This window comes from Burkholderia sp. AU45251 (assembly GCF_030482905.1).
GTDB lineage: Bacteria > Pseudomonadota > Gammaproteobacteria > Burkholderiales > Burkholderiaceae > Burkholderia > Burkholderia aenigmatica.
Window position 1 is genome coordinate 132,481 of the sequence record NZ_JAUJQH010000014.1, and the last position, 17,813, is coordinate 150,293.

General features: G+C 63.6%; 16 protein-coding genes. 15 read left to right on the top strand and 1 reads right to left on the bottom strand.

The annotated features are described in order from the left end of the window. Positions 1 to 71: 71 nt before the first annotated feature. The 12 genes from QZM67_RS25130 to QZM67_RS25185 all read left to right on the top strand — a co-directional run bounded on the left by QZM67_RS25130 (position 72) and on the right by QZM67_RS25185 (position 13,845). On the top strand, positions 72 to 479 hold the full coding sequence (locus QZM67_RS25130; RefSeq protein ID WP_023103882.1) for a ketosteroid isomerase-related protein: 408 nt from the start codon (positions 72 to 74) through the stop codon (positions 477 to 479). A 1-nt stretch (position 480) separates the two neighbouring features. Then, positions 481 to 1,089 (top strand): GNAT family N-acetyltransferase, encoded by a 609-nt coding sequence (locus QZM67_RS25135; protein WP_028690944.1) that lies wholly within the window; start codon positions 481 to 483, stop codon positions 1,087 to 1,089. Next, positions 1,086 to 1,976, top strand: coding sequence for a carbon-nitrogen hydrolase family protein (locus tag QZM67_RS25140; protein WP_028690945.1), 891 nt, complete (start codon positions 1,086 to 1,088; stop codon positions 1,974 to 1,976). The genes QZM67_RS25135 and QZM67_RS25140 overlap by 4 nt, the downstream gene beginning before the upstream one ends. 282 nt (positions 1,977 to 2,258) lie before the next feature. Next, positions 2,259 to 2,534 carry a formaldehyde-responsive transcriptional repressor FrmR gene (gene frmR / locus QZM67_RS25145; RefSeq protein WP_007182548.1) on the top strand — a complete coding sequence of 92 codons (276 nt, stop codon included), beginning with the start codon at positions 2,259 to 2,261 and terminating at the stop codon, positions 2,532 to 2,534. 59 nt (positions 2,535 to 2,593) lie between these two features. Beyond that, the gene (locus tag QZM67_RS25150) at positions 2,594 to 3,703 is read left to right on the top strand and encodes an S-(hydroxymethyl)glutathione dehydrogenase/class III alcohol dehydrogenase (protein WP_011871467.1); all 1,110 of its coding nucleotides are present in this window, start codon (positions 2,594 to 2,596) and stop codon (positions 3,701 to 3,703) included. 43 nt (positions 3,704 to 3,746) lie between these two features. Then, positions 3,747 to 4,145, top strand: a complete 399-nt coding sequence (locus QZM67_RS25155; protein WP_023103885.1) for a VOC family protein — start codon at positions 3,747 to 3,749, stop codon at positions 4,143 to 4,145. A gap of 182 nt (positions 4,146 to 4,327) precedes the next feature. Next, the gene (locus tag QZM67_RS25160; RefSeq protein ID WP_023464791.1) at positions 4,328 to 5,662 is read left to right on the top strand and encodes a DUF3422 family protein; all 1,335 of its coding nucleotides are present in this window, start codon (positions 4,328 to 4,330) and stop codon (positions 5,660 to 5,662) included. A gap of 58 nt (positions 5,663 to 5,720) precedes the next feature. Next, positions 5,721 to 6,551 (top strand): S-formylglutathione hydrolase, encoded by an 831-nt coding sequence (gene fghA, locus QZM67_RS25165; protein ID WP_023464790.1) that lies wholly within the window; start codon positions 5,721 to 5,723, stop codon positions 6,549 to 6,551. An 18-nt stretch (positions 6,552 to 6,569) separates the two neighbouring features. Next, positions 6,570 to 7,877: an NAD(P)/FAD-dependent oxidoreductase gene (locus tag QZM67_RS25170; RefSeq protein ID WP_028690947.1), complete on the top strand. Its 1,308-nt coding sequence runs from the start codon at positions 6,570 to 6,572 to the stop codon at positions 7,875 to 7,877. Positions 7,878 to 7,928: 51 nt separating this feature from the next. Then, positions 7,929 to 9,242, top strand: coding sequence for a replication-associated recombination protein A (locus QZM67_RS25175; protein WP_028690948.1), 1,314 nt, complete (start codon positions 7,929 to 7,931; stop codon positions 9,240 to 9,242). A gap of 60 nt (positions 9,243 to 9,302) precedes the next feature. Continuing rightward, the gene (gene nhaA / locus QZM67_RS25180) at positions 9,303 to 11,168 is read left to right on the top strand and encodes a Na+/H+ antiporter NhaA (protein ID WP_028690949.1); all 1,866 of its coding nucleotides are present in this window, start codon (positions 9,303 to 9,305) and stop codon (positions 11,166 to 11,168) included. A gap of 25 nt (positions 11,169 to 11,193) precedes the next feature. Next, positions 11,194 to 13,845 carry an excinuclease ABC subunit UvrA gene (locus tag QZM67_RS25185; protein WP_028690950.1) on the top strand — a complete coding sequence of 884 codons (2,652 nt, stop codon included), beginning with the start codon at positions 11,194 to 11,196 and terminating at the stop codon, positions 13,843 to 13,845. An 80-nt stretch (positions 13,846 to 13,925) separates the two neighbouring features. On the opposite strand, the gene mobH is transcribed toward QZM67_RS25185, so the two are convergent. Then, positions 13,926 to 15,770 carry a MobH family relaxase gene (gene mobH, locus QZM67_RS25190; RefSeq protein ID WP_028690951.1) on the bottom strand — a complete coding sequence of 615 codons (1,845 nt, stop codon included), beginning with the start codon at positions 15,768 to 15,770 and terminating at the stop codon, positions 13,926 to 13,928. 319 nt (positions 15,771 to 16,089) lie between these two features. Between mobH and QZM67_RS25195 the strand changes: the two genes are divergently transcribed. The 3 genes from QZM67_RS25195 to QZM67_RS25205 all read left to right on the top strand — a co-directional run bounded on the left by QZM67_RS25195 (position 16,090) and on the right by QZM67_RS25205 (position 17,811). Next, positions 16,090 to 16,716, top strand: a complete 627-nt coding sequence (locus QZM67_RS25195) for a hypothetical protein (protein WP_023657212.1) — start codon at positions 16,090 to 16,092, stop codon at positions 16,714 to 16,716. 12 nt (positions 16,717 to 16,728) lie between these two features. After that, the gene (locus QZM67_RS25200; protein ID WP_028690952.1) at positions 16,729 to 17,361 is read left to right on the top strand and encodes an RES family NAD+ phosphorylase; all 633 of its coding nucleotides are present in this window, start codon (positions 16,729 to 16,731) and stop codon (positions 17,359 to 17,361) included. Between the two features lie 84 nt (positions 17,362 to 17,445). Further along, positions 17,446 to 17,811, top strand: coding sequence for a DUF3742 family protein (locus tag QZM67_RS25205; protein ID WP_028690953.1), 366 nt, complete (start codon positions 17,446 to 17,448; stop codon positions 17,809 to 17,811). Positions 17,812 to 17,813: the final 2 nt, after the last annotated feature.

The following is a 17,813-nucleotide window of genomic DNA, read 5'->3' on the forward strand; positions in this document are numbered from 1 at the left end:
GGGAGGCGCGGTTGCCCAGACTGACAACACCCCGGAATGCTCCGCTCCGAACAACCCAATAAGGAACGCGAATGAACGCTGCGACTCTCATCACTGCCTACTACGACGCCTTCAACCGCGGTGACCGCGAGGCCATGCTGTCAATGTTGACCGATGACGTCGCGCACGACTTGAACCAGGGCGCTCGTGAGGTCGGTCGCGAAGCCTTCCGCGCCTTCCTGCAGCGCATGGACCGCTGCTATGGCGAGCAACTGCGCGGGATCGTGGTGATGGTCAGCGCCGACGGCCTGTGTGCAGGCGCGGAGTACGTGGTGCATGGCGAATACAAGGTCACGGACGACGGGCTGCCGGAAGCCCAGGGCCAGCGCTACGTGCTGCCGGGCGGCGCGTTCTTCGAGATCCGCGATGGCAAGATCGCTCGTGTCACCAACTACTACAACCTCGGCGACTGGATCGCACAGGTTGGAGGGGACGCCTGAAATGACCAGCGACGTGCAGGTGCTGGTTCATCGTGGTCCGGACATTGCCGAATGGTTCGATGCCGTGGCAGGCCTGCGGGCGAGCGTCTTCCGCAGCTTTCCTTACCTGTACGAGGGCGACACCGAATACGAGAAGCACTACCTCGCTATGTACGCCCGTTCGGCAGACAGCCTGCTGGTACTCGCGCTCGCTGATGACGTGGTCGTGGGTGCGTCCACGGGATTGCCGCTCGGCGATGCGGAGCCGGCCTTCCAGGTGCCGTTCGCCGATCGAGGAATCCCGATGGAGGCAGTGTTTTACTGCGGCGAATCAGTCCTGCTCCCGGCCTTCCGGGGCCTTGGCCTGGGCCATCGCTTCTTTGACGAACGCGAAGCGCATGCCCGTTCGTTGGGCGGCATGCAGTGGACATCGTTCGCGTCGGTGGATCGAGCAGACGACGATCCCCGGCGTCCTTCCAACTACCGCAGTAATGATCCCTTCTGGATCCGTCGTGGCTACGTGCGGCAGTCGGACATGAAGGTTACGCTGCCCTGGAAACAGGTGGGTGAGCCGAGCGAAACCGAGCAGACGCTCACGATGTGGCTGCGCTCCCTGGAGAACGCGAAATGAAAGTAGCAGTTGCGAAATACGCAGTGGGTCAGCCCACGGGCTTCGAGGCATTCGCAGCGCGGCAGCGGCGGGTTCTGGAGGAGGCGAGCCGTGCCGGAGCGGAACTGGCCGTGTTGCCAGAATATCTGTCCCTCGAACTGGCTGCGATGTTCGAGCCTGGCATCCGCCAGGATTTCAACGCCTCGCTGGCCGCGCTGCAGGCCTTGCAGCCTGCGTGGCTGGCCCTGTACACCGACCTGGCGCGCGAGCTGCGCATGACCATTCAGGCCGGTACGTTCTTGACCCGGGTTGGACCGGATCGCTATCGCAACCGGGCGTGGTGGTTTGCGCCGGACGGCACGCGTGACTACCAGGACAAATTGCAGTTGACGGGGTTCGAGAAAGACACTGGCGTCATCGAGGGGGGCGACGAACTCAAAGTGTTCGACCTGAATGGCGTGCGTGCCGGCATCGCTGTCTGCTACGACAGTGAGTTTCCATTGCCCGTGCGAGCCCAGCGAGAGGCGGGTGCACGCCTGCTGTTGGTCCCGAGCTGTACGGACACGAGGGCAGGTGCAACCCGGGTTCGTGTGGGCTGCATGGCGCGGGCACTGGAGAACCGGATGTTCGTCGCACAGGCCGTGACGACCGGAGCTGCTGACTGGAGTCCGGCGCTGGACACGAACACTGGCGAGGCCACGATCTATGCACCCATGGATCGTGGATTCCCCGAGGATGGCATTCTCGCGACTACTTGCGGCACGCAGACATGGGCGATCGGTGATCTTGACGTTGAAGCACTCGAACGAAACCAAGAACAGGCCCAGGTTGCGGTCGATCGTGACTGGGACGGACAGATGTTGCCTGCACTGCGGAAAGCTCGACACTCGGGTCATCAGGTCGCCTAGCCGGTCTCATCTTGATAGCTTCAACTCGATGAGTCGGCTTAGATAGGTCATATCTATCTGCGCATAGATTTTTCCAGTTTGACCAGTTTTGAACTTGCCCCGATGCTGTCGATACATGCAAGAAATATTCATTGATTTGAATGTTTTGCGCTTCTTGGGAACAAACCTGTACTAGCCTGTAAGAGTGCTCGAAGAGCACAGAATTTGTGGCAAAGTTCGGCCGCATATACTATGGGGGAGTATTGTATAATGCGGCGGTGTACCCAAGTAGAGAGGTGTTCGATGCCACACAGTCCGGAAGAAAAGAAGCAAGCACTGACGCGCATCCGGCGCATCAAAGGTCAGGTAGCGACTCTTGAGCAAGCGCTTGATGCAGGTGCGGAATGCCCTGCAATTCTTCAGCAGCTTGCGGCCGTTCGTGGGGCAGTCAACGGATTGATGGCAACCGTTCTGGAGAGCTATCTGCGGGAAGAATTTCCCAGTAGCGAAATCAGGAGCGATTCGCAGAACAAGTCCATTGACGAGACCATCTCTATCGTCCGCTCCTATCTGCGATAGAGGCACCAGGGTGCCCTCGGTGAGGGCAAATTTAGTTAGCTAGTAAAGGAAGCGACATCATGAAATCACGTGCAGCAGTTGCCTTCGGGCCAGGAAAGCCGCTGGAAATCGTCGAGATCGACGTCGAGCCGCCGCGCAAGGGCGAGGTGCTCATCAAGATCACGAATACCGGCGTTTGCCATACCGACGCCTTCACCCTGTCGGGCGACGACCCCGAAGGTCTCTTCCCGGTCGTGCTGGGTCATGAAGGTGCGGGTATCGTCGTGGAGGTGGGTGAAGGTGTGACCAGCGTGAAGCCTGGCGATCACGTCATTCCGCTCTACACCGCCGAATGCGGCGAGTGCCTGTTCTGCAAGTCCGGCAAGACCAACCTGTGTGTCGCGGTTCGCGCAACCCAGGGCAAGGGGCTGATGCCCGATGGTACGACTCGCTTCTCGTACAACGGTCAGCCGCTTTACCACTACATGGGCTGCTCGACCTTCAGCGAATACACGGTCGTCGCCGAAGTCTCGCTGGCCAAGATCAACCCGGACGCCAACCCCGAGCACGTCTGCCTGCTGGGCTGCGGCGTGACCACCGGCATCGGCGCCGTGCACAACACGGCCAAGGTACAGCCCGGCGACTCGGTGGCCATCTTCGGCCTCGGCGGCATCGGTCTCGCTGCGATTCAAGGTGCACGCCAGGCCAAAGCGGGCCGCATCATCGCCATCGATACCAATCCGGCGAAGTTCGAACTGGCTCGTACCTTCGGCGCGACCGAATGTCTCAACCCGAAGGACTTCGACAAGCCGATTCACGAGGTTCTGATCGAGATGACTGGCTGGGGTGTCGATCACACCTTCGAGTGCATCGGCAACGTCAACGTGATGCGTTCGGCTCTGGAAGCTGCCCACCGCGGCTGGGGCCAGTCGATCGTCATCGGCGTCGCCGGGGCCGGCAAGGAAATCTCGACCCGTCCGTTCCAGTTGGTCACCGGCCGGACCTGGAAGGGGTCGGCTTTCGGCGGGGTCAAGGGGCGCACCCAACTCCCGGGCATGGTGGAAGACGCAATGAAAGGCGAGATCGATCTCGCCCCGTTCGTCACTCACACCATGGGTCTCGACGAGATCAACCACGCCTTCGACCTGATGCATGAAGGCAAGTCGATTCGCACGGTGATCCACTACTGATCACTCACTATCCATTCAACACCAACCACCAAGGAAATTAACCATGTCCAATCCTGTCATTTCCGGCGACGGCATCTTCTCGCACGTCTTCATCGGCGCCGCCGACGTCCAGAAGTCGGCCGCGTTCTATGACGCCGCTCTGGGTGCTCTCGGCATCAAGAACCTCGGTCCTTTCGGCAACGGATGGGTGCTTTTCGGTCGCGAAAAGCCGGCTTTCATCATCGCCCGTCCGGGCAATGGTGAAGCGCCTTCCAGCAACGGCGTGACGGTCGGCTTTGCGGCCGCCACTCCCGCCGAAGTGGATGCCTTCCACGCCGCCGGCCTTGCCGCAGGCGGCACCGACGAGGGCCAGCCTGGCCCGCGTGGCCACCTGCCGGGTGCCTATGCGGCCTACCTGCGTGATCCGGCGGGCAACAAGGTTTGCTCGTACACCTTCGTCTGAAAGCTAGGAAGCTGAGGGCGTTCTGAAAGGGCCAGCACAAGCCTCTACACGGCGAGCCTATTAGACGGACCGTGTAGAGCGGTGCCCGCTCATGAAGATCGGCCCGCAGCCATGTGCGAAACGCATGGCTGCGGGCATTTGCTTTGAAGCGTGTTTTTCAACCAAGAAGAAATGAGGTCGTTATGAAAGAGCCGGCCAACATCAATACGACGACCGTACAACCCACCCCGACCGCCACCGTGTACGGCATGCCGGCCTATACCGATCGTGCTGCCGCCGTGGGTGAAGTGCACGCGCGCCCGCATCTCTTGATTCAGGCCCCCCGCGGCATATTGCAGCTCGCTTTCATGACCGAAGGCGACCAGGCCAGGGATCAGATGGCGATGAGCGAGTTGTCTCATCGCTTCGGCGTTGCCGAACCCGACCATACTACGCCGCTCCACGGCGTGACATGGGATGAAGGAGACCTGCACTGCGAAAAGCACACCGAGTTCTCGACGTATCTCTGGTGCGCTTCGCTGGATTCCGAGACGGGAGAGCCGTGCGGCGAAAATCCGTTCAAGCATGGATTTGTTCCTCCCGGCCCGGTCGTATCCGGCATCCGTTTGAGACTTCTTCCGTGGACGCCGGAAACGGAGAAGGAGGTCGATCGCTTCGATCCTGCCAGCCTGTGCTACTCGCTGGTGGAGAACGGCTCTGCCGCCATCCTGACCGACTTTCGACAGGATGAGGATGGCCTGACGCAGATCCTCGTCCTGGCCCGCGATTTGACCCCGGCGCGGGCGGGTGCGCTGGCTCAACGTCTGCTGGAGATCGAGACTTACCGCACCTTGGCGTTGCTGTCCCTGCCGTTGACACGATCGATGACGTCGGAACTGCGACGCATGGAGTCGCGCCTTGCGGCGATCACCGACGAGATGTGTACGAGCTTGGTGGAACGGCGCGACAGCGACGTGCTGCTGTCCGAATTGACCGGCCTGGCTGCCGAGCTGGAAGCTGGCGTTGCGGCGAATCTCTATCGCTTCGGCGCCAGCCGTGCCTACTACGAGATCGTCGAGGAAAGGCTGGCAGCGCTTTCGGAAGAGGCCGTATCCGGGTACTGCACCTGGGCGGATTTCCTGCAGCGTCGCATCGCTCCCGCCATGCGGACATGCCAATCCGTAAAGGAGCGCCAGACCAAGCTCTCCGACAAGCTGACCCGGGCCATCGCGTTGCTGCGTTCCTGGATCGACGTCGAGCTTGAACGCCAGAACCGCGATCTGCTTGCGTCGATGAACAACCGGGCCAAGATGCAATTGCGCCTTCAGCAAACCGTCGAAGGCCTGTCGGTCGCGGCAATTTCTTATTACGTCGTGAGTCTTCTCGGCTATTTGCTCAAGGGCATTCCGATGGTTCACGACAGCGTGGCGCCGGTGATGGCGGTTCTGGTGCCTGCGGTGATGCTGACGATCTGGTGGATCGTGCGCAGGATCAGACACGCCCACGGCGACACGGCAGCGGAAGAGAAATCTTCCTGACGAGCTGCCGTCCTGGCGCGCGAGAGCTGCGCCGTTCCTTTGAACATAGGAGAACACCATGGAACGCATCGAACATCACGCCAGCTTTGATGGTTGGCAGGACGTTTATCAGCATGAATCCACGACGCTCGGTTGCACGATGAAAGTCGGCGTCTATCTGCCTCCGCAGGCACAGCACGGCAAGGTGCCGGTGCTGTACTGGCTTTCAGGCCTCACCTGCACCGAGCAGAACTTCATCACCAAGTCCGCCGTCCAGCGCTACGCAGCCGAACATGGCATTGCCGTCGTCGCGCCCGATAGCAGCGCTCGCGGCGAAGGCGTTGCCGACGATCCCGCCTATGACCTCGGACAGGGGGCAGGTTTCTACGTCAACGCCACGCAGGAACCCTGGGCTGCGAATCATCGGATGTATGACTACGTGGTGCAGGAACTACCGGCGCTGATCGAGGCCCACTTTCCCGTGACAGCGGAGCGGAGCATCAGCGGCCATTCCATGGGGGGACACGGTGCTCTGGTCATCGCCCTGCGCAACCCGGGCCGTTATCGAAGCGTCTCGGCCTTCTCGCCCATCGTCGCGCCCACCCAGGTTCCCTGGGGACACAAGGCCTTCGAGGCGTACCTGGGCAGCGACCGGGAGGCGTGGAAGCAGTACGACACCGTGGAGCTGATTCGCACCGTGCAGGAGCGTCTGCCGCTGCTGGTGGATCAGGGTTTGGGCGACGAGTTCCTGGAGAGTCAGCTTCAGCCCGATCTGCTGCGCAAGGCCTGCGACGAGACGGGGCACCCGCTCACGTTGAATCTGCGCCCAGGCTACGACCACAGCTACTACTTCATTGCCAGTTTCATTGGCGAGCATATGGCACACCACGCATCGGCGCTGAAACGCTGAGAGAGAGGAGATCAGGTCATGACAAAGACCTCCAAAAACCGACATCACGTCGTCATTATCGGAGCGGGCTTCGGCGGGATCGAGGTTGCCAACCAGCTTGCTGGTGCCGAGGTCGATGTGACGATCATCGACCGGCGCAATCATCACCTGTTCCAGCCGCTGCTTTACCAGGTCGCAGGGGCATCTCTCTCGACATCCGAGATCGCCTGGCCTATTCGCTATCTATTCCGAAATCGCCCGGAAGTGAACACCTTGATGGCGGAAGTGGAAGGTATCGACCAGGACGCGCGTCAGGTCATTCTCAACAATGGCTCGCGCCAAACCTACGACACGCTCGTACTCGCGACAGGTGCTACCCATGCCTATTTCGGACACGACGAATGGGGGGCTTTCGCGCCGGGGTTGAAGACGCTGGAAGATGCCACGACCATTCGAGGCCGAATCCTCGCGGCTTTCGAGGAGGCCGAGCGCACGAGCGATCCTCAGCAGCGTGCCGCGCTGCAGACGTTCGTCATCATCGGTGGTGGTCCCACCGGGGTTGAATTGGCCGGGACCATCGCCGAGCTTGCACGAGACACGCTGGCGCGTGACTTCCGCTCGATCGACCCGAGCACGTCCCGGGTTGTACTGATCGAGGCGGGCCCGCGTCTGTTGTCCGTCTTTCCAGAGGATCTTTCGGCCTATACGCGCCAGGCACTCGAAAAGCTCGGGGTCGAGGTCGTGCTGGGTACGCCGGTCACCGAATGCTCGGCCGACGGCGTGGTGTATGGCGGCAAGCCTCTTTCGGCCAAGACCATCGTTTGGGCCGCCGGCGTCCAGGCGTCTCCCGCGGCTCGCTGGTTGGGTGCTGCGTCTGATCGTGCGGGTCGAGTGGTCGTTGGTCCCGACCTGACGGTGGCCGGTCGCCCGGAGGTCTTCGCCATCGGCGATACCGCCTCGTGCACCATGGCTGATGGGAAGCCCGTACCGGGCATCGCCCCCGCCGCCAAACAGCAAGGCAAGTACGTCGCCAACCTCATTGGACGGCGTTTGAAAGGCAAGCCCGCTGACGGGCCTTTCAAATACCGGCATCAGGGGAACCTGGCCACCATCGGCCGCAGCCTGGCCGTAATTGACATGGGGCGGGTTAAGCTGCGTGGAGCCTTTGCGTGGTGGATCTGGAAGCTCGCGCATATCTACTTTCTGATCGGTACGCGAAATCGTCTCAGCGTCGCGTTGAGCTGGGTATGGAACCATAGCATCGGCTACCGCGGCTCTCGCATCATCATGCATGCGATTAGCGACAAAGAGCCCACGGCGTTGGATAAATCCGGCTCTCTGGATTGAGGTGCACACCTTATCGGAACGTCAACTATCAGAAATACCAGGGAGAGGAACTTGACCGATCTATTCACGACAAAGCCCAAGCCTCCCTTGGCCGAACTCCTGCGGCCCAAGACGCTGGATGAATTCGTCGGGCAACGGCACTTGCTCGGCCCCGGCAAGCCGCTTCGTCTCGCGTTCGAGGCGGGCAAGTTGCACTCGTTCATCCTCTGGGGGCCGCCAGGCGTGGGCAAGACCACCCTGGGGCGCCTGGCCGCCAGTGCGACCGACAGCCGATTCATCGCCATCTCGGCCGTGCTTGCCGGGGTGAAGGACATCCGGCAAGCCATCGACGAGGCCCAGGCAGAACTGGGCAACCATGGTCGATCGACGGTGCTTTTCGTCGATGAGATCCATCGCTTCAACAAGGCGCAGCAGGATGCCCTACTGCCCCATGTCGAGTCGGGGCTCCTGACCCTGGTGGGGGGAACGACCGAGCATCCGGGGCTGGCGGTCAATTCCGCTCTGCTCTCACGCGCGCAGGTCTATACCCTCGAACCGCTGTCCGGCGACGAACTGAACCAGCTCTACGAACGCGCACTGCCGCATCTCCAGGGCGTCACGTTGGACGCGGACGCGCTGGATCTGCTCAAGGGCTTTGCCGATGGCGATGGCAGGCGCTTCCTCAATCTGCTTGAGCAGGTGACGAATGCTGCGTCGGGCGCGGGCAAGGCCGTGGTCGATGGCGAGTTTGCCAAACTGTCCACCAGCCCATCACTGCGCAGGTTCGACAAGGGCGGCGACGAGTTCTACTGGCAGCTCTCCGCCTTCCACAAGTCGCTGCGGGGCTCCGACCCCGACGCGGCCCTGTACTGGCTGGCCCGCATCCTCGACGGCAGCGGCGACGTCAGCCAGGTGACGCGCCGCATGATCGTGGTGGCCAGCGAAGACATCGGCAATGCCGACCCGCAGGCGCTGCAACTGGCGCTCAATGCCGCGCTGGCTTATGAGAGGCTGGGTTCCCCCGAAGGCGAAATACCGATTGCCCACGCGGCGACCTACCTTGCTGCCGCCCCCAAGTCGAACGCTGCCTATGCCGCCTGGAACAAGGCGAAGGCCTTCGTCAAGAACAGCGGCTCCCTGCCTGTGCCTCTCCATCTTCGCAATGCGCCGACGAAGCTGATGCAGCAGATGGGGTATCACGAAGGCTACCGCTATGCCCATGACGAGCCCAACGGCTATGCCGCTGGGCAAAGCTACTTTCCCGAGGGCGTGGCGCGGCCGGGCTGGTATCAGCCAACGGACAGAGGTGTTGAGCGCAGGCTGGGAGAAAGGCTTACTTGGCTGCGCTCGCTGGATGATGGGACGCTGCCAGAGGCGGACGCCTGACCGGTCGCCTCCGAAACCGGCTCATCGCGACTTCACGAACTACAGGAACAGGATAAGAACATGTCAGCCACTTCTTTCGGTGCATCCTCGGCGAATATCAGCCGGGGACGCGTTGCCCGCTATCTGCGCACGGAGTCTGGTGCTGCGGTGCTGCTGGTGATCGTCACGGTCGTGGCGCTGGCGTGGGCGAACTCGCCGCTATCCGATGCCTATTTCGCGTTGTGGCACCTGGACGTCGGGTTTGACTTCGGGCCGCTGGGCATGCACATGGATCTGCATCACTGGGTCAACGACGGCCTGATGGTGGTCTTCTTCTTCCTGATCGGCCTGGAGGTGCGTCAGGAGTTCGCCCACGGATCGCTCAGGGACCGCAGCCGTGCCCGTCTCGCTCTGATCGCGGGTGTCGCAGGTGTCGTGCTTCCCGCGCTGGTGTATGTCCTGATCGTGGGGCTGGCCGGAAGTGAAGGCCTGCACGGGTGGGGGGCGGTGGTCGGCACCGATACGGCATTCATGCTGGGCACCCTGGCGATCGTCGGCCCGCGGCTATCCGGTCAGTTGCGCGTGTTCCTGCTCACCCTGACCGTGGTCGATGACTTCCTCGCCGTGTCCATCATCGGCATCGTCTATAGCGAGGAGATTCGGATCGTCCCGTTGTTGATCGCCCTCGCCAGTCTCGTTGCGTTGTGGTGGCTAGGGCGCACCCGCCAGTGGCGGGCAATGCCGTATGTGCTGATCGTGATCGTGCTGTGGCTCGCAACCGTGTACTCCGGCATCCATGCCTCTCTCGCCGGGATGGCCGCGGGGCTGCTGATCCCCGCCTACGCGACGCAACGTCACAAGGTCGTCGCGGCAAAACAACTGTTCCGCGACTTCTGGCAGTCTCCGAGTGCCGCATCGGCCCGCGCGGTGGACTGCGGGCTGTCCCGGGGTATCTCGGTGAACGAGCGATTGCACGAGTTCCTGCGGCTGCCGACGGCGCTGCTGATCGTGCCGGTGTTCGCCTTGGCGAACGCCGGAGTGGACGTGCGTGGCGGGCTGCTCGCCGAGGCCTTCGGCTCGCCAGTCACGTGGGGCGTCATCGCAGGGCTCGTGCTCGGCAAGCTCGTGGGCATCGGGCTCATCACGCTCGTCGCCGTCCGTCTCGGCCTGGGCCGGCTGCCCGAGGGCGTCGGGGTGGGGAGCGTGTTCGGTGGTGCGGCACTGTCCGGGATCGGCTTCACCGTGTCGCTGCTGATCATCGGGCTCGCGTTCGGCACGACCTCCGACCTGGGCCGCCAGGCGACGGTCGGCGTGCTCGTGTCGATGGTGTTCGCCACGTTGCTCGGGTGGCTGATCTTCAAGGTCGCCGCCAAGCGGTGGGGTGAGAAGACCGCTGACCTGCCGATGGTGCTTGAGCCACCGGTCGATCCGGAGATCGATCACATCCGCGGGCCGGAGGACGCCCAGCTCACACTCGTCGAGTACGTGGACTTCGAGTGCGCGTACTGTGCGCACGCGACCGGTTCTTGGGACGATCTGCGTGCCCACTTCGGGGACGACCTGCGGTATGTGGTGCGCCATCTGCCGCACCACCCGCACGGGCCGATCGCCGCGCGGGCGTCCGAGGCAGCGGCGAACCAGGGGATGTTCTGGCCGTGGCTGGACTTCGTGTTCACCCGTCAGCATGCGCTGGAGCGCGAGCATCTGATCGGCTACGCCGCCGAGCTTGGGCTCGACGTCGAACGGTTCATCGCGGATCTCGACAGCACCGCGGTGATCGAGCGTGTCGAGCGCGACCTCGCCAGTGCGGTCGCCAGCGGTGCGCACGCCACGCCGACGTTCTTCGTCGAGGGTCGTCGTCTGCGCGGCAGCTACGACGCCCGCACTGTCACCGCGGCGCTCGAAGCCAGTCGCCGCGGCCCACGAACTCAGGAAGTCCCGTCCTGAGCGGGACGAACTACAGGATAAGAACATGCCAAACAATTCTTTCGGTGAATCCTCTTGTACCGCTGCGGCCAGCGGCCTCGTGCAGGTGCGCGGGGCGCGCGAGAACAACCTCAAAGAGGTGGACGTTTCCATCCCGCGTAACGCGCTCGTGGTGTTCTCGGGAGTCTCCGGCTCCGGGAAGTCCTCGCTGGCCTTCGGCACCATCTATGCCGAGGCTCAGCGACGTTACTTCGAGTCGGTGGCCCCCTATGCGCGGCGATTGATCGACCAGGCCGGCGTGCCCGACGTCGATGCGATCGACGGCCTCCCGCCGGCGGTGGCGCTGCAGCAGCAGCGTGGCTCCAGCAACGCGCGTTCCTCCGTGGGCAGTGTGACCACCCTGTCCAGCCTGGTGCGGATGATGTATTCGCGCGCCGGCGCCTACCCAGCCAACCAGCCGATGCTGTACGCCGAGGATTTTTCGCCCAACACGCCGCAGGGAGCGTGCCCGACCTGCCACGGCCTGGGCCATGTGTACGAGGTGACCGAGGCCATCATGGTGCCCGATCCCTCCCTGAGCATCCGCGAGCGGGCGATCGCCTCCTGGCCCCCCGCCTGGCAAGGCCAGAACCTGCGCGACATCCTGGTCAGCATGGGCTACGACGTTGACCGACCGTGGAAGGACCTGCCGAAGAAGGATCGCGACTGGATTCTGTTCACCGAGGAAACACCGACGGTGCCGGTGTACGCCGGCTTCACGCCCGCCGAGACCCGCGCCGCGCTCAAGCGCAAGATGGAGCCGAGCTACATGGGCACCTTCACCGGTGCTCGCCGGTATGTGCTGCACACCTTTGCCAACACCCAGAGCGCGCTGATGAGAAAGCGCGTGTCCCGGTTCATGGAGGGCAAGCCGTGCCCCACCTGCCACGGCAAGCGGCTCAAGCCCGAGGCGTTGTCGGTCACCTTCGCCGGCGTGGACATCGGCGCGTTCATGCAGATGCCGCTGGACCAGTTGGCGGCCTTGCTCGAACCCATTGCCCAGGGTGATTTCCGCGCCCATGCAGCGGGGGCGGCTACGGACAAGGAAGCGACCCGGCGCGACCGTGCCCAACGCGCGGCCTCCGGTCGTGCCGTACACGCGGTATCGCCCGACGTGCGCCGCACCTCCGCGCTGTCGGAAGAAAAGCGCCTCGCCGCGCAGCGCCTGGCCGGTGGCGTGATGGCACGCCTGCGCCAACTGCGCGGGCTGGGCTTGGGCTACCTGACGCTGGACCGGGCCACGCCGACGCTTTCGGCTGGCGAGTTGCAACGCCTGCGGCTGGCTACGCAATTGAGTTCCCTGCTGTTCGGCGTCGTGTACGTGCTCGACGAGCCCTCGGCGGGGCTGCACCCCTCCGACAGCCAGGCCCTGTACGACGCACTCGATCGGCTGCGCGACGCAGGCAACTCGGTGTTCGTGGTGGAGCACGACCTGGAACTGATGCGCCGCGCGCAATGGCTAGTGGATGTCGGGCCGGATGCCGGGGAGCGTGGCGGCCGCGTGCTCTACAGTGGCGAGCCGGATGGCCTGCGCAAGATTGCCGAATCGCGCACCGCCCGTTACCTGTTCGACGAGATCCCCGCGCCGGGGAGCCGGGCACGCGAAGCGATCGGCTGGCTGGAGCTGCAGGGCGTCCACCGCCACAACCTGCATGGCGTGGACGCACGCATTCCGCTGGGCGTGCTGACGGCCGTCACCGGCATCTCCGGCTCGGGCAAGTCCAGCCTCGTCGCGCAGGCCCTGCCGGAGCTGGTGCTGCTGCACCTGGGCCACGAGCCGGAAGACGATGTAGCCGAAAGCGCCACCAGCGAAGGGCCGGCAGTGATCGAAGCGACCGGCGGCCATCTGGCGGGCGACGTGGACGCCGTACAGCGTCTGGTGCAGGTGGACCAGAAACCGATCGGGCGCACGCCGCGGTCGAACCTAGCCACCTACACGGGCCTGTTCGACCATGTGCGCAAGCTGTTCGCTGCCACGCCCGATGCGCGACGCCGCCGCTACGATGCCGGACGGTTCTCGTTCAACGTCGCCAAGGGGCGCTGCGAGACCTGCGAGGGCGAGGGCTTCGTCAGCGTGGAACTGCTGTTCATGCCCAGCGTGTACGCGCCGTGCCCGACGTGCCATGGCGCACGCTACAACGAGGCCACGCTGAAGGTGCAATGGAACGGGCGCAACATCGCCGAGGTGCTGCAGATGACCGTGGACGAAGCCAGCGAATTCTTCGCGGGTGAAGACGCTGTGGCAAGGCCACTGCAACTGCTGCGCGATATCGGACTGGGCTACCTGCGCCTGGGGCAACCGGCCACCGAGCTTTCCGGTGGCGAGGCGCAGCGTATCAAGCTGGCGACCGAGCTTCAGCGCAGCCAGCGCGGCCGAAGCCTGTACGTGCTCGACGAGCCGACTACCGGGCTGCATGCGTCGGACGCCGACCGGCTGCTGGTGCAGTTGCAGCGCCTGGTCGATGCCGGCAATACCGTAGTGATGATCGAACACGATATGCGCGCGGTGGCCCAGGCCGATTGGGTGATCGACGTGGGGCCTGGTGCAGGCGCTGCCGGCGGCAGCATCGTGGTGGCGGGCTCCCCTCAGCAGGTGGCCCGAACGTCTGGCAGCAGAACCGCTCCGTTCCTTGCACAGGAGTTGGCGCGGGCCGAGTAGCTCAGTTCGCCAAATGTTGCCAGTTTTCGCGGGGCATTGATCGTCGCCACACGACGGTGGCGATCAATGCCCGAATCGCGTCATCCTTCCTGAGTCAGAGCAAGATAGGGATTGTTGGGCGGTATTTCGGCGAGTGCCAAGGACCCATCTTCGAGGAGGTAGCCATGCAGTCGGCGGGACTTCCTCGGGCCCGTGACTTCACAGGTCCAAATGTTCAGGCCATTGGGCTGCTTTCGATGTAGCTGCAGCTTCTCGAAGCGCTTCTGCACCCACTGCCAATCCTGTTGACTCTCCTGCTTGGCGAGTGCGGCCACTTCGGGATGCTCCTGCGCATAGCGTTGGAACACACCCGGGCTGACCAGGTAGGCCGTGTCATTCACCGTATGCACGAGTGCCTTCGCGTCGTTGATGATGAGCCGTCGTGAGGCGATTCCCTGCTTCAGCCAAACCATGAACTGTTCCCCGGATGGCTTCGTTGCCGATGACCCAGGCGTAGGCGCGGGTGCAGGTGCAGGCGATGGAATGGACGTCGCGGCTGTTGCTGGCGCGGGGGTGTGGAGGAACTCCTCGGCATCCTGGCCAACGCCGGCCGACTCACCCAAGCCCACCATCGCGAGCAAATCCTCCATGACGTCGGGCACGGGCTGGGCTGCGGGCGGTGAAACGATGGTGGTGCTGTCGCCCTCCCAAATCGGAGGCTCTTGACCTCCCTGCGCTGGGTTCACCGAGACGGTAGGCGCGGGAGCCGACATGCTGGCGTCGTTTTCCGCGGGCGTCGCGTCGATCTCTACCGTGCCCGCGAAAGGTGCTGGTCGCTCGCCAGACTCCCAGATCAGCGCGGGAGCGAGACGCAACAGGGTGAACGAATGGGACCAGCCGGTCGTGCTGGTCACGGTCGCGCGCCAGACCGCCTTGCCGTCCGGTGTGGGCTGCAGCATGCCGTGGTCCTGCAGCACATTGAACACGGCGGTGTTGTTCGCAGGAATGCCATCGATCCCCTGAGACAGGAGGTGTGCGCGCAGTTTGTCCGAAACCGTCTTGCTCACCAGCCACAAACCATCCTCGGTGAGCCAGCCATCGGAGGCTTCCGGCTGGTTCAGCTTCAACTGTTCCTTGAGCAGGTAGCGCAACCCGTCCAGCAGCTTGCGTTGCAGTGCGTGCTTGGGCGCGGCCATGGCGCGCGCCGGATCGCCGCCCAGCTCCTGGGCCACCGACGCCCGGTCTGCTTGCACGACGAGTTCCCCCAGTACACCGGCATGTTCGTACTGACCGGCCAGCACATAGAGCAGCGGTGCCCAGAGAGCCGGATAGTCGCTGAGCCAGTCCAGGACGTGGCGGTCGAGCAGTTGGCGATAGAGCAAGCCTGTTGCGGCGCTGTGCAGGCGGTATTCGCGGTCGTCACGGTAGCGAAATCGGTACGCCTGGTGCAGCGGGCCATGCCACGGATGCCAAGTACTGCCGTCGGCCAGTTCGACGTGTAGATCGACGGCGATCTTGCCAATATCGTGGAGCAGCGCAGCATAGGCAACGGCGGCGGTCCAGGCTTCGGACTGGGCCGCCTGGTCTTCGGGACTGGCACCGATGGGCAGCAGATGGGACTGCCGCAGTTTCAGGCTGTAGGCGACGATCTCCAGGCCGTGGTCGAGCATGCCGCCCGGGTAGGCATGGTGATGCGCCTCGGAGGCCGGGAAGGCCTGGACCAGTTCGGCATAGCGTTCCAGGGGCGTGCGATACAGGGTGGCGAATTGCCTACGCGAGAGCGAGGTACGCTGCCAGATGTGCTCCAGCAGCTTCTGCCGGCGTGGGGTGGCCAGCAGCGATGCGGCCGACTCAGGACGCAGCAGCCCTTTCGGGAGGGCGGTGACGGGTGGTGGCGTCGGTGCGGCAGCGACCGGGGGCCGTTTTCGCTGGAACAGGGAAAGCATGTGGGTGTCCTGATGACGGGCCGACCGGGAGGCCTTTTGGCCTTTTCGAGGTAGGGCCTTTCCCCTTGCACCCCATTCCCTTGCCATTTCGGCCCTTTGGCCTTTAACCGTTTCGGTATAGCGAGGCCTGGGTTGCGGCTCCAGCGTCAATGTGGAACCCGCTCGAATGCATTGGACGGCGACCCGGCGCTGGCCTCTGCCTATGCTGTGGGAACGCTGCTTCCGCCAGGTAGGTTGTTCTCACTCAGGCGACTAAGTTGACAGACGCGACAAAGGCGACTAGAGTGAATCCTGTCCCAAACCTACTCGGGAGATGACCATGCCCACTGCCATTGAATTCATTGCCGACCGTCTGCCGCGCGTCACGGTGGAAGATGTACGCCGCTTCGCGGATACCGTCGAAATCCGGGATGCCACGGCTTTCGCGGCCGAGTTGCAGGCGTTCGTCCACGAGCGTGTGGAAGCGGTGACACTGCCCGCCAACTTGGAGGGGGAGACCGTTGGGCAGGCCCTTGCACGCAAGGCGGCCGCGCTGCGCGCCGACACGCGCTGGGCACCGAATGAAACCGACGTCCAGCGAGGCCGCGCCGTGCTGCTGGAAACCTTCAACCAGCCGCACAACCTGCCGCCCGCGGAGTTCGCCAAGCTGGCGGACAAGTCGCGCCAGCAGATCTACAAGGACATCCTCGCGCGTCGGCTGCTGGCGCTGAACGTGGGGCCGCGCGGTCAGAAGCTGCCCGACTGGCAGCTCGACCCGGTGAAACAGCAGTTGACCCAAACCGTGCTTCAGGAGGTCGAGGGTATCGATCACTGGACGATCTACCGCGCACTGTCCGAACCGCTCGAAGGCTTGGGTGGGCGCTCGCCGGTGGATGCGGTGACGCATGGCACGATCGATGACGTGGCCGAGGCCGTGTTCAACGTGCTGGGCGTCCAGGTGCATTGAAGCGAGATCGCCATGAGCCACGAGCTGCCTTCGTTCCTGATCGATGCCGGTGAACTGCTCCAGCATGTGAGCCGCGTCGTCTATCGGGGCAGCCCGCTGTACTATGGTCGCAGCAGCACGAATCGCTACGATGACCCGGCGGGGGCCTACGGCGTGCTCTACCTGGGGCGCGACCTGCCCACGGCGCTGATGGAGTCGGTGTTTCACAAGCACCAGTGGCTTGAAGACACGAAGCGCTCCATCGCCCTGAAGGAGGTCCACGCCCGGATGGTCCGCGCCGTGGGCGTGCTGGACGACGTGCTCCTGGCCGACCTCACGGCGCCGGGCGTCATGGCGGGCTACTTCGGCCTGAATCTGGAGCAGTTGGCGAGCCGCGACTACACGCACACGCAGCAGGTGTCCGCTCAGGTGCATGCGATGGTCGGCGACGACGGCCAGCCGCTGTTCGACGGGGTGCTCTATCCGTCGCGCAACAACTATCCCGCCGCGAGCATCGCCCTGTTCGAGCGTGCGGGAACGAAGGTCAGCGTTGTCGAGGACATCGACCTGGTTGACCATGTGGACTGGCCGCGTTTCGTTGCCACCTACCGCATCGGCGTGGAGCCCGACCCCGGCCCGGTGGAACCGGATGACGAAGCGTCCTGAAGCAGCAAGAAAACACATTGAAGCCCGAAACGGAATGAAGTGGAGCAAACAGGAATAGGCATTCCTCAGTAGCAGGAGACGACCATGAACACGACGACCCGCACCAGTACCGCAGAACGCCTCGGCCGTACCTTTGGCCGCGGATGGCGCGTCTATGCGCGTGGCGAACGGCGGGTATCGAATTGGTTGGTGGCCAAAGGGGTGCCTTCGGTTGGTGCCACAGTGCTGCTGTGGGTGGTCAAGCTGGCTGTGCTGGGCGCGCTGCTCTACGCCGCCTTCTGGTTCGCACTCGTGTTGCTGGGAGTCGTGGTGGCGGGATGGGCGGCGGCTGCCAATACATCGGAAGAAGACGAGTGGCCGTTCACCGACCTCACCGAACTGCGCAAGACACCCGGCTACGATCCCAATCTGTACAACGATACGTCGCACGAGTTGTACACCGACGACTGATC

Coding starts and splice junctions, on each gene's coding strand:
- mobH (WP_028690951.1), bottom strand. CDS start 15,770: ATGCTTTCCCTGTTCCAGCGAAAACGGCCCCCGGTCGCTGCCGCACCG.
- QZM67_RS25205 (WP_028690953.1), top strand. CDS start 17,446: ATGAACACGACGACCCGCACCAGTACCGCAGAACGCCTCGGCCGTACC.
- QZM67_RS25130 (WP_023103882.1), top strand. CDS start 72: ATGAACGCTGCGACTCTCATCACTGCCTACTACGACGCCTTCAACCGC.
- QZM67_RS25160 (WP_023464791.1), top strand. CDS start 4,328: ATGAAAGAGCCGGCCAACATCAATACGACGACCGTACAACCCACCCCG.
- QZM67_RS25185 (WP_028690950.1), top strand. CDS start 11,194: ATGCCAAACAATTCTTTCGGTGAATCCTCTTGTACCGCTGCGGCCAGC.
- QZM67_RS25170 (WP_028690947.1), top strand. CDS start 6,570: ATGACAAAGACCTCCAAAAACCGACATCACGTCGTCATTATCGGAGCG.
- frmR (WP_007182548.1), top strand. CDS start 2,259: ATGCCACACAGTCCGGAAGAAAAGAAGCAAGCACTGACGCGCATCCGG.
- QZM67_RS25140 (WP_028690945.1), top strand. CDS start 1,086: ATGAAAGTAGCAGTTGCGAAATACGCAGTGGGTCAGCCCACGGGCTTC.
- QZM67_RS25200 (WP_028690952.1), top strand. CDS start 16,729: ATGAGCCACGAGCTGCCTTCGTTCCTGATCGATGCCGGTGAACTGCTC.
- nhaA (WP_028690949.1), top strand. CDS start 9,303: ATGTCAGCCACTTCTTTCGGTGCATCCTCGGCGAATATCAGCCGGGGA.
- QZM67_RS25150 (WP_011871467.1), top strand. CDS start 2,594: ATGAAATCACGTGCAGCAGTTGCCTTCGGGCCAGGAAAGCCGCTGGAA.
- QZM67_RS25135 (WP_028690944.1), top strand. CDS start 481: ATGACCAGCGACGTGCAGGTGCTGGTTCATCGTGGTCCGGACATTGCC.
- QZM67_RS25155 (WP_023103885.1), top strand. CDS start 3,747: ATGTCCAATCCTGTCATTTCCGGCGACGGCATCTTCTCGCACGTCTTC.
- fghA (WP_023464790.1), top strand. CDS start 5,721: ATGGAACGCATCGAACATCACGCCAGCTTTGATGGTTGGCAGGACGTT.
- QZM67_RS25195 (WP_023657212.1), top strand. CDS start 16,090: ATGCCCACTGCCATTGAATTCATTGCCGACCGTCTGCCGCGCGTCACG.